The 11,911-nt window shown below is 48.8% G+C and carries 10 protein-coding genes; all 10 read left to right on the forward strand.

Annotated elements, in window-relative coordinates:
- Nucleotides 1-60 precede the first annotated feature (60 nt).
- The 10 genes from AB7D94_RS13495 (at nucleotide 61) to AB7D94_RS13540 (ending at nucleotide 11,827) form a co-directional block, all read left to right on the forward strand.
- Nucleotides 61-216 carry a hypothetical protein gene (locus AB7D94_RS13495; protein ID WP_420266429.1) on the forward strand — a complete coding sequence of 52 codons (156 nt, stop codon included), beginning with the start codon at nucleotides 61-63 and terminating at the stop codon, nucleotides 214-216.
- A gap of 171 nt (nucleotides 217-387) precedes the next feature.
- Nucleotides 388-1,242, forward strand: a complete 855-nt coding sequence (locus AB7D94_RS13500; RefSeq protein WP_420266430.1) for a glycine--tRNA ligase subunit alpha — start codon at nucleotides 388-390, stop codon at nucleotides 1,240-1,242.
- Nucleotides 1,243-1,253: 11 nt separating this feature from the next.
- Entirely contained in the window at nucleotides 1,254-3,326 is a 2,073-nt protein-coding gene (glyS, locus tag AB7D94_RS13505) for a glycine--tRNA ligase subunit beta (protein ID WP_420266431.1), read from the forward strand.
- A gap of 113 nt (nucleotides 3,327-3,439) precedes the next feature.
- The gene (gene gcvH, locus AB7D94_RS13510) at nucleotides 3,440-3,826 is read left to right on the forward strand and encodes a glycine cleavage system protein GcvH (protein WP_420266432.1); all 387 of its coding nucleotides are present in this window, start codon (nucleotides 3,440-3,442) and stop codon (nucleotides 3,824-3,826) included.
- A complete protein-coding gene (lpdA, locus tag AB7D94_RS13515; protein WP_420266433.1) occupies nucleotides 3,823-5,211 on the forward strand; it encodes a dihydrolipoyl dehydrogenase in 1,389 nt (462 codons plus the stop codon). Before gcvH ends, lpdA begins: the two co-directional genes overlap by 4 nt.
- Before the next feature lie 81 nt (nucleotides 5,212-5,292).
- Complete coding sequence (eno, locus tag AB7D94_RS13520; RefSeq protein ID WP_420266434.1) at nucleotides 5,293-6,579, forward strand: phosphopyruvate hydratase; 1,287 nt, start codon at nucleotides 5,293-5,295, stop codon at nucleotides 6,577-6,579.
- A gap of 73 nt (nucleotides 6,580-6,652) precedes the next feature.
- The gene (locus tag AB7D94_RS13525) at nucleotides 6,653-7,027 is read left to right on the forward strand and encodes an FtsB family cell division protein (protein ID WP_420266435.1); all 375 of its coding nucleotides are present in this window, start codon (nucleotides 6,653-6,655) and stop codon (nucleotides 7,025-7,027) included.
- A 159-nt stretch (nucleotides 7,028-7,186) separates the two neighbouring features.
- A complete protein-coding gene (locus tag AB7D94_RS13530) occupies nucleotides 7,187-7,795 on the forward strand; it encodes a UbiX family flavin prenyltransferase (RefSeq protein ID WP_420266436.1) in 609 nt (202 codons plus the stop codon).
- Entirely contained in the window at nucleotides 7,792-9,678 is a 1,887-nt protein-coding gene (locus AB7D94_RS13535; RefSeq protein ID WP_420266437.1) for a diguanylate cyclase, read from the forward strand. Before AB7D94_RS13530 ends, AB7D94_RS13535 begins: the two co-directional genes overlap by 4 nt.
- 43 nt (nucleotides 9,679-9,721) lie before the next feature.
- A complete protein-coding gene (locus AB7D94_RS13540; RefSeq protein ID WP_420266438.1) occupies nucleotides 9,722-11,827 on the forward strand; it encodes a hypothetical protein in 2,106 nt (701 codons plus the stop codon).
- Nucleotides 11,828-11,911: the final 84 nt, after the last annotated feature.

The following is an 11,911-nucleotide window of genomic DNA, read 5'->3' on the forward strand; positions in this document are numbered from 1 at the left end:
TAGGGATGCCCTCGCAGGGAAATCAACGGGTGTAGTTATTTAGACGCTTACGGAGATTCTATGAAAACATTATATAATTATGATGAGAACAATAAGAAATATATTGAGTTTAAGTATGAGAACGTTAACGAATACAACATTACATATCATGGTTATCATGTTGGGGACATTCCACCACCAATCAAAAAGAGACTTGAGGAAAAATTTAATATCTGATACCCCCACGGCTACAAAGCCGCAGGTCTCGGCTTATACTACTGAATGTGTTATCAAGAGGCCGATTTACCGTATTTTTATCATTTGACAAAACCGCTGCCCATTCTTTAAGATTCCTGTGCGTGCCAGTATCTGGTTGATATGTTAAAAATCTATGTGGACGGCGGGTAAATGTATTTTCAGAATTTGATAATGAAGCTCCATGAGTTTTGGGCTAATAAGGGCTGTGTGCTCCTTCAGCCTTATGATGTTGAGGTGGGGGCCGGGACGTTTCATCCTGCGACTTTTTTTAGAGTGCTTGGTCAAACACACTGGAAGACCGCCTATGTTCAGCCATCACGCAGACCCACAGACGGCCGTTACGGCGAAAACCCCAACCGCCTTCAACACTACTACCAATATCAGGTAATCCTAAAACCCTCGCCGGTGAACTCGCAGGAGGTCTATATTGAGAGCCTCAGGGCTATCGGCATTGACCCCAGAAAGCATGACATACGCTTTGTCGAGGACGACTGGGACTCCCCAACGCTTGGCGCGTGGGGGCTTGGCTGGGAGGTCTGGCTTGACGGCATGGAAGTCACTCAGTTTACATATTTTCAGCAGGTCGGCGGGATTGACCTAAAACCCATATCGCTTGAGCTCACCTACGGGCTTGAGCGCATAGCGATGTACCTGCAGGGCGTGGACAACGTCTATAACCTGCGCTGGAACGAGGACTTCCTCTACGGAGACATCCACCGGCAGGACGAGGTGGAGTGCTCGAAGTTTAACTTTGAACTGGCAGATGTGGCAATGCTCAGACGCCATTTTGACGATTTTCACGGCCAGTCAAACGCCCTGGTGAAGGCCGGGCTGACGCTGCCGGCCTATGAATATTGCCTTAAATGCTCGCATGTCTTTAATCTGTTGGATGCAAGAGGAGCGATTTCGGTGAATGAACGCACGGGGTATATTACGCGCGTTCGTGCGCTTGCCCGCCTCTGTGCAGAGACATATTTATTGAATAATGGGGCGGATTTGCCTTAGGAGAATATGCCATGAACGATAATTCACCTGATATATCACTCCTCCTTGAGATTGGAACAGAGGAGATACCGGCGGGGTTTCTCTCAGACGGCGTTGCCAGAATTGAGGAGCTTGCCTCCGGGCAATTAAAAGAGGCCACTGTTGTCTTCTCAGCGGTGAAGGTATATGCCACCCCCAGAAGGCTTGCCATTATAGTTGATGGCGTGCAGATGTATCAGGAGAAAAAGGTAAGGGAGGTCTTCGGGCCGCCCGTCTCTGCCGCCTATGACGCGGATGGAAACCCAACGCGGGCGGCTATTGGCTTTGCCGCCACACACTCAATTGACGTCGGGCAGTTGTCAACTCAGACAAAGGGCAAGGGGCAGTATATAGTTGCCCGGATTGAGCAGCCCGGCCTTCCAGTTAAGGATATAATCGGCGGGGTGTTTGAGAAGATCATCGCCGCGATTCGTTTCCCAAAGATGATGCGATGGGCGTCGCTGGATTGTAAATTTGCCCGTCCTATATGTTGGATAACCGCCCTGTGCGGCAGTGAGCCGGTTAATGTTAAATATGGTGGGGTTGAAAGCGCTAATATTACATACGGGCACCGCTTCCTCTGCGAAGGCGCTGTCAAATTGGAGGACGTAAACCAGTATGTCACCGCCCTGAAATCAAATTATGTCATTGTAAACCAAGACGAAAGAAAAGAGCTGATAAGAAAACAGGCGCAGGAGATAGCCGCAGAGTTCAATGCCTCACCCATTACAGACGAGGCGCTGCTTGAGACAGTCACATATATAGTTGAATATCCTGTATGTGTTGTGGCAGGGTTTCCTGACGAATTCCTCCGGCTTCCGGCAGAGCTTTTAATCAGCGTAATGCGCGGCCATCAAAAATACTTCGCACTGGAGAGAGACGGCAATCTCATCAACCAGTTCATCGTGGTAAGCAACACGCTCAAAGAAAACGAGGCAACCGTGCGCGCGGGCGCAGAGCGCGTCATAAAGGCGCGCCTTGAAGACGCGAAATTTTATTACGAACATGATTTACAGTTAGATCTGATTGAGCGCATTGAAAGCCTCAAAGGGATCACATTTCACGACAAGCTCGGCAGCCTCTACGACAAAACAAAGAGGCTTGAGCTGATAATCGCTTACCTTGCCAAAGAACTCCATAATCATGAACCTGATAGGTACATAAAGGCGGCAGAAATTTCAAAGACCGCGCTTGCCACAGGGGTTGTACGCGAATTTACCGAACTGCAGGGTATAATGGGTAAACATTATGCCATGAAAAATGGTCACGACCGGGAAATCGCCGGGGCGCTTAACGAACAGTACATGCCTCAGCAGTCGGGCGGAGAGATTCCGGCAACGGCAATTGGTACAGCACTGAGCCTTGCCGACAAGCTTGATAATATCGTGTCATTTTTCAGCGTCGGCCTTATCCCTACCGGCTCCGAAGACCCCTTTGCCCTTCGCCGCCAGGCCATAGGATTGATATCTATTTTAATTGAAAATAAATTTAATGCCATTACATTAAAAAAACTATTTGGCCAGACGACAGGCATATTAGGAAAAGACGCAGGTCTCATTGCCCCGATAGAGATATTTTTTCGGTCAAGGCTTGAGGCCATGTTTTTATCAAGAGGCTATGTCAACGACGAGGTGCAGGCGGCGCTTTACGGCCTCATGGAGATACCGCCCGTGTATCTGTTAAATCGCCTCGACATGCTTAGGGATTTAAAAAACAGCGACGGTTGCAACGAATTTCTGTTTGCCTTTAAGAGGATACAAAACATAGTCCCCGATGGTTTTGATGGCGAGGTAAACCCTGAGCTTTTTATTATGGACGAGGAAAAAGAACTGTTGATATTTCTGACAGATATTAAATATGATATAACCGATGCTATTTCAACAGGGGATTACAAGAGGGCGTACGAAAAGTTACACACCCTGATAGCACCGATAAATAAATTTTTTGACAAGGTACTGGTTATGGACAAGGACGAGCAAAGAAGGTCAAATAAGTTGGCGCTTTTGAATGAGATTCGCCGAATGTCCGATAAATTGGCCGATGTGTCAAAGCTGCAGGAGAGGTAAAAGGAAGAGGCGCACCTGTTTTTTTGCTTGACAAAGGTAAAAAAACTATGATAATAAACGGAGAGGACTGATAGCCTGTGTTTGACAGGTAAAAAAAAAGCCCGGAGGTAAGAATGAATCCAGAAGAGCTTCGCTACCATAAAGAACACACATGGGTAAGCATATCCGGAAAAAAGGCAACCATAGGTATAACGGATTACGCGCAGGATGCCCTTGGAGATATAGTTTACATAGACATCCCCGAGGTTGACGCCGAGGTAGAGGCCAATGCGGAGATGTCCGAGATAGAGTCTACTAAGGCAACATCGTCGGTGATAGCCCCGTTGAGTGGCACGATTATAAGCGTAAACGAGGACTTGGAAGACTCACCGGAGATAATCAACGAAGACCCATACGGCAAGGGCTGGATAGCGGTAATCGAAATATCGGACGAATCGGAGCTTGACGACCTGATTGACGCCACTGACTACGACAAGTTCATTGAAGAGGAAGCTGGATGAAAATCATAATACTTGGCTCCGGCCCAGGCGGCTATGTCGCAGCCCTCAGAGCGGCTCAGATGGGCGCTGAGGTTACAATAGTCGAGGAAAAGGAGGTCGGAGGCACATGCCTTAACGAGGGCTGCATACCTACCAAGACGCTTGTGGCCTCAGCCGAGGCGTATTCAAAGGCAAAAGACCTCGCCTCATACGGAATAGACATTACGGGGGAGATAAAACTAAACGTCAAAAAAATAATGGAGCGCAAAAACTCCGTTATCTCAACCCAGGTCAAGGGCATACGGGCATTGTTTAAGAGCTGGGGCGTAACTCTCAAAGACGGCAGAGGGAGTTTTATATCCGAAAAACAGGTAAGGGTTGTCTCAAAACAGGGCAAAGAAGAGACGCTGACGGCAGATAAATTTATCATCGCCACAGGGGTAAGCCAGCCCTCTTTACCAGCGTTTCCCTTTGATGGAAAGCAGATAATCTCAAGCTCGGAGGCCCTCCAGATACAGGAAATCCCGGACTCGATGCTGATACTCGGTGCTGGCGTGATGGGATGTGAGTTCGCCTGCATATATCGGGAATTCGGAACTGATGTTTCCATGGTCGAGCTTATGCCAAGGGCGTTGAGCATAGAAGACGCCGAGATCTCACAGGTGTTGGAAAGGGAATTAAAGAAGAAGAAAATAAAATTGCACGCCGGCGTAAAGGCGGAGAGGGTAACAACAGACGCGTCAGGCGCCAGGGCGTATCTGTCTGACGGCAAGGAGCTATTCGCTTCAAAAATCCTTGTAACGATAGGCAGCAGGGCGTTTAATACTTCAGGGATAGGCCTTGAGCATGTCGGCGTGGAGCTGGACAAGCGCGGGGCGATTATAGTGAACGAGTTCATGGAGACCTCAAACAAGGACATCTATGCAATCGGGGACGTGACCGGCGGGCTGCTGCTGGCGTATGTGGCGTCTAAACAGGGCACGTGCGCGGTGGCCAACATCATGGGGCATAAAGAGAAGATGGACTATAATGTCATACCGGTGGGGATTTTCACACACCCTGAGATAGCCTCGGTGGGGTTGAGGGAGCATCAGGCACAGGAGCGTGGACTCAAGTACAAGATTGGGCGGTTTCAGTACCGCGCCCTGGGCAAGGCACACGCCATGGGCGAAATAGCGGGTATGTTTAAGGTAATCGCCGACACAGAGACGAATAAGCTGCTTGGGGTTCACATTATCGGACACAATGCCGCGGATATAATCCACGAGGCGGCAGTGGCATTGAAGGCAGGAATGACGGCAGAGGCGCTGGCCGATACGGTTCACGCCCACCCTACCCTTGCCGAGGGATTGATGGAAGCGGCGGAGGATGTCATGGGGCGCGCGATTCACGTACCCAAACCATAGAGATAATATACCGGCCATTGAGCCGGAAGTTATAAAAAAGTTGGAACTATAATTTATTACAGCACACACAGGAGGACGCAGATGTCAGAAATAGTAAAAGTTCACGCAAGGCAGATAATGGACTCAAGGGGAAACCCCACCGTAGAGGTAGACGTAGTGCTTGAGAGCGGTTACATGGGAAGGGCGGCGGTTCCTAGCGGCGCCTCAACCGGAGAGAGAGAGGCCGTAGAGCTAAGAGACGGCGATAAGAAGAAATACATGGGCAAGGGCGTACTAAAGGCGGTAAAAAACGTAAACACCGAGATAGCAAAAAAGGTGCTTGGCATGGAGGCTACCCATCAGGCGGATATTGATAAGATAATGATAGACCTCGACGGCACGCACAACAAGTCAAGGCTTGGCGCCAACGCAATATTAGGCGTATCCATGGCGGTAGCCAGGGCCGCGGCTGAAGAGGCCGATTTGCCCCTTTATAAATACATCGGCGGCGTAAACGCAAAGGAACTCCCCGTGCCGATGCTCAACATCATCAACGGCGGCGCACATGCCGATAACAATGTGGATGTTCAGGAGTTTATGATAATGCCCGTGGGGGCTACTACCTTTGCTGACGCGCTTAGAATGTCGGCTGAGGTGTTTCATAACCTGAAGAAAATCCTGCAGAAAAAGGGACTGTCCACAGCCGTAGGAGACGAGGGAGGCTTCGCCCCTAATCTGAACTCAAACGAAGACGCTATCGTAGAGATAATGGAGGCCATAGGGGTAGCAGGCTACAAGGCGGGAAAGGATATGCTCATTGCCCTTGACGTAGCCTCAAGCGAGCTGTTCAAAGACGGCAAATATGACTTCGCCGGCGAGGGAAAGAAATACACCCCAGCGGAACTCACCGACTACTACGCCTATCTCGTAGATAAGTATCCAATAATCTCAATCGAAGACGGCATGAGCGAAAACGACTGGGATGGCTGGAAACTCCTTACCGACAAATTAAAGACGAAGGTTCAACTGGTCGGAGACGACCTGTTTGTAACCAACCCGGCAATCCTCAGAGAGGGCATCAAAAAGGGTGTCGCAAACTCAGTGCTTGTTAAGGTAAACCAGATTGGTACGCTGACCGAGACACTGGACGCGGTGGATATGGCAAAGCGGGCAATGTACACCGCCGTTATCTCACACCGCTCTGGTGAGACTGAAGACACCACGATAGCCGATATAGCCGTTGCGCTCAATGCCGGGCAGATAAAGACAGGCTCGGTATCCAGAAGCGACCGTATCGCCAAGTACAACCGCCTCCTGAGAATCGAAGAGGAGCTTGGCAGTATTGCCGTGTATAAAGGCGCAGACACGTACTACAATCTAAACAAGTAGGAGATAATGTTTCGCGCGGTGGGCGGGTAGGCGCATATGTTTTTCCCCCCGCCGCGTGATATATAAAGCAACTATGCCAACTGAGAAAGAGACGGAAAGACAGGATACAGCGCGCAAGTCAGCACGGGGGCAGAGGAAGAGCCTTCGCGGACAGATAGTCTCCGAGCGTAAGCGCAGGGTGCGCATAACGCTGATAATGTTTGCCATTGTCCTGACAATAATCGGCTTGAACTTAATCTTTGATGAGGCTGGCTTTATTAAATATGTAAACTTAAAAAAAGAAGAAAAGCTGCATGAGCAGAGCATAGCCAAAATAGAAAAAGAGATCGCCGCGCTAAAAGAAGAGATAGTGGAGATAAAGACAGACCCATTTCAGATAGAAAAACAGGCAAGAGAGGGCCTCGGTCTTGCAAAACCAGACGAATACGTCTTTATGTACGCAAAGTAACTGGATTCCAGCTTGCGCTGGAATGACAACGAGATGCCTTTTCCCCATGTCTGATACCCCGGCATCCATGTCTGCCGTTCATACGTCCCTGTCTGTCATTCCCATCTTCCTGTCTGTCATTCCCGTGAAAACGGGAATCCAGAACGACGCGGGTCAATAGTGGCGAGATTCGCAGCCGCCATCACAGGCGCCAGCGGCGTCATCATAGGTATCAGACTAGTCACTGAGCTATTAAAGACATCGGAGGTACACCTGGTTGTATCGAAGTCGGCCTTCTCTGTCATTGCCCACGAAACCGGCCACACATGGGGCACTCATCCCGTTGCGGCTCTCAGGGATTATTTCAGGAGTAGCCGACTTTTTTACCACGACCAAGACGACCTTCACAGCGCCATCGCAAGCGGCTCGTTCATAACGGATGGGATGGTGGTAGTCCCCTGCTCAATGAAAACACTGTCTGCCATAGCCAACGGCTACGCCTCTAACCTCACGGCACGGGCGGCTGATGTTACGATAAAAGAAGGAAGAAAATTGATAATCTGCCCGCGCGAGATGCCTTTTAGTGCGATACATCTGGAGAATATGCTCAAACTTGCCCGTTTGGGCGTGGTTGTCGCCCCACCCGTACCGGCATTCTATCACCAACCGGAGACACTCGCTGACACCATTGATTTCATCGTTGGAAAGCTCCTCGACCAGCTCAGCATCGAACACAACCTCTTCAAGCGCTGGCCAGGCCAGGCCGAAAGCCCGGAGGATATGCAGTGAGACAAATCAAATCCATAAAGACAAAACTGTTGATAAGGATAATCCTCTCCTTTGTTGTTCTGTCAATAGTGATACAGGCCATAGTGTTTGTCAGCTTCAGGAACTTCAGCATGGACACATCAAAGGAACGGGCGCTGTCGGCAGCCGAGCTTATCAGGGACACCATTACGTCGTTTATGATGCTTGGCGTATATGACAAAAGGGACATTTTTCTGGACAGGATAAAAAACACCAGCGGTCTTAAAGAGATAAAAATTCTCAGGGGTAAGGCCGTAATACAGCAATTCGGACAAAGCAATCGTGATGATAAACCGCCCACTTTTCTTGAAAAGGAAGTCCTTAAATCAGGCGATATCAAATCCGCCGTGAGCGAGGGTATCTTCAATGTCGAATACGCCATAGTAATCCCCTATAAGGCTGACAATGGGCGGGTAAATTGTCTCCAATGCCACAAGGCGGCCAGAGGTGAGGTGCTTGGGGTGGTAAGCCTTGTCGTTGACATCACAGGGCAGAGGCGTACGGGCTTATCTATTGTGTCTTACATGGTGGTGGTATCAATGCTTTTTTCAATCGGCACACTCTACATAATCTATGTATTTTTTAAACCATACACGGAGCTTTTTCATAAACTAAGGCTTGGATTTGAACACGCCGCTATAGGGGATTTTTCCAGCCATAGGGTTGATGCAGCCCTTTCTGATGAGGCCGGCGATGTGGCAAGGGGGTTCAATACGATGACAGAAAATCTCTCGGCAACCCTCTCTTCCATAGATAACAAGGTATCTCTGCTGATAGGATATCAGACTGAAAAGACCGCCAACGCCCTCAAAGACACAACCAAGACCGTTGAAATGCTTGTAAAAATATACAACTTTAAGAGAACCATAGAAAAAGACGCGATAAAGACTGATGTGTTTTTGCGAATAGGAGATATGCTCATGGAAATGGGTATAGCAAACTTCTCTGTCTATGAAGTGAGCTTAGATAAGACTAAGATTAAGAAAGTGATTTCAAAAGCTGACAATGAAATCTGCCCCAGTTTGGGACAAATAAATAAAGACACAGTTTCATGGTGCAAAGAAGTGATTTTCACTGACCCCGTCCAGTGCAGGGCGGTGCGCACGGGGGCTATAGTGGACAGCCGGGAATTTTCTCAGGTATGTCCAAATTTTATGCAGGTTGAAGAAGGTCAAACCGTCAAATTCCACTACTACTGCATTCCTATTAATATTGGAGGGCATACAGGCGATGTAGTGCAAATAGTTTCCTGTAAAGACTGTGAGGAGCCTACGGCCTCTGCCATTCCTTATATAAAGGCCCATCTTAAGGAATGTGAACCGGTGCTTGAAGGGAAGACCTTTATGGAACTTCTAAAGGCGCAGTCCCTCATTGACCAACTCACGGGATTATATAACCGACGCTACCTTGATGAGATAACTAACAGCCTCTGTAGCGCCGCTGTAAGGAGGGGAACCCTCATCGGAATTCTGATGATAGACATAGATCACTTCAAACAGGTAAACGATACCCATGGCCACGGCGTTGGAGACACGGTGCTAAAACAGGCGGCCTCAGTTATCGTGACGTCGGTAAGGGAATCGGATATAGTCATTCGTTACGGCGGCGAGGAGATATTAGTCCTCCTTGTGGATGCCACAGAAGGTAAATCCGTTGAAGTAGCACAGAAGATACGCCGTAATATTGAGACCGAATCCATTGAAACCCCAACGGTTGTCCTGAAAATAACCGTCAGTATTGGAGTCAGTGAGTTTCCAAAGGACTCTGACAAGTTCTGGCCATGCCAAAAACACGCGGATACTGCCCTTTATAAGGCCAAACATGAAGGCAGAAACAGGGTCTGTGTTCATAACAAAGGCGCGTAATCATTATTGGAGAGGCTGCTGTGAATTTTTCTAAAGCCGCAAGATGAATAAGATTACGCCAGACACAGTCGCAGGCAAACCATCCATAACTGCGGCGTTTGCTGTCCTAAGCGCTGTGTTTTGGATATTGTCATTATTAATCTTCCTGCACGAACAGGAAATTCTCATAATCAGTTGGGATACAATCCCTGTTGAGCACTTCAGGCATGAAACCGGCAATGCGTGGTTTGCCAGATTTGCCCATAACGCATTCACATCGCCCTCAAGGGCCGTACTACTGGAAAACGGCACGCCGCTTAGGCGCGCCAATGCCGCCTCTGACGCCGTGGCGTATATTGGAGAGGGCAGGTACTGCCTCTCTAACGATGAACTCCTGTTTTCTACCTCCGACAACTCTGACCCCGCCAAAAACGGCAGAAAGTACGAATTACTCTGTGCCGCCCCTGTAAATCACACAAAGGTACACCTGCTCTTTTTTCTTGCCGTCCTATCGTCGGCGATAACAGCCGTGGCCACATGGGGCTATGGCGGAGATTTACACCTGATAAACGCGCTTAAGTCTTTTGGGGCAAGGCATAAAAAAGCGGTGGATTTTACTATTGCCGCTGTGTCGGTTGTTATAGTTGTGGTACCGTATTTGATAACGCGGTTGCCGTATTTTCTTTATTATCCTGTGGTACTGATACGGCCGGATTCTTATGGATACTTTGATGTCGCCATTGAGATATTGTCCGGCCAATGGCCTGATCTATCTCTGAGGACGCCCGGCTATGCGATGTTTATAGCCACAGTGTTTTTATTCTCAAAGACGATACTCTCTGTTATTGCCGTACAAAACCTGTTATCGCTGATTTCGGCATTGGCGTTTGTCTATGGGATATTTATTTCGTACCGGTATATGGCGCCGCTTGCGGCCTTTGCAATGGCTGGATTTATTACGAGCCACGTGCAGATGGCCGGGGACATTGCGCTTCTTTCGGAGAGCCTGTATGTGAGTGTTATTGTGTGTGCGTTTGCATTTATGGCGATTGCGTTAAAACGCTGGCACGGCGTGTTCTTTGCCCTTGCGGGGGCTGCGTTTGCGTTTACTGTTTATATCAGGCCGGCAGGGTTGTTCGTTGTGGGGGTTTTTGTATTGGTTATCGTATATATCCGGATAAATGGGCGTAACCCAAGGGGTTTAACAGCGGCATTTGCCCTGCCCTTTCTTTCTATGCTGCTTGTGCTTGGCGGTTACAATTATGTAAAACATAAGTCGTTTACTCTGGATAACTACGGGGTGGCCGCAACGGTATCAAACGCGATATTCTTAGAAGGAGATGAAAACAAATACCCCCGGGGACTTAACGCGGCAGTGGCAAAGATTCGGGGCGCGGCATCAGCACAGCAGAGGGTCTTCCTGAACTCCACATGGGACATAAGAAAATACGGCGAGACACTAAGCGCCATTCACAGCGGCAGCGGTGGGGACGGCGGCGTAATAGGACCGATTTCAGAGGCGCTCGGAAACCCGCCCGCAAATGAACTAAGACAAGCCTTAACAACCCTGCTCTCTGACGCCATAAGGAAACATCCCCTTCAATTTATAAAAAAGACATTTATATATTTGTTGATTTATTTTGATAACAGCCGCGACGACTACAATATTTACAACAGCATAAACGGCAGCTATTCGTCTTTATATATCAAAGCAAATGCCGATGCCATGGCGAGATATTTAAACCCGCACCCGCTGCCTTATTTTACAGTGGAGACGGGCAAATTTGGAGGCAACCGGGTGGCCGACGCGGGTGAATACGTCGAGACACCCATGCAGTGGTTTCATTACCTTATTTACACAAAACTCCAACACGCGGTATTCAGGAGTTTGTTCTGGGTGGCGGCCTTTGCCATAGCCTATGCCTTCAGCGCCTTCAGCCTGATTCGTTCGGGGTGGAAAAACATGGGGAGTTTTATACTTTTTACGATAGGAAGCGCCACCATGCTGCACGCTATTGGGGTTGCGGTGGCCGCGTTTCCCAATCCAAGATACAGTTATACGATGGAGTTCAGCTACTATCTGCTGCCGCTGCTGCTTCCGATTTGCAAGCATGGTAAGTTCAACAACGCCGAGCCATGTGAGTACAGGGCAAACGCATTTGGAAAATAAAGCAGAAGATACCTATGCAATCATTCCGGCTTAGTCCCTTTCTGTCATTCCGGCTTGCAGACTGTGTCACAATAGTAAAGCAGC

It is taken from the genome of Candidatus Magnetominusculus dajiuhuensis (assembly GCF_046044395.1).
GTDB lineage: Bacteria > Nitrospirota > Thermodesulfovibrionia > Thermodesulfovibrionales > Magnetobacteriaceae > Magnetominusculus > Magnetominusculus dajiuhuensis.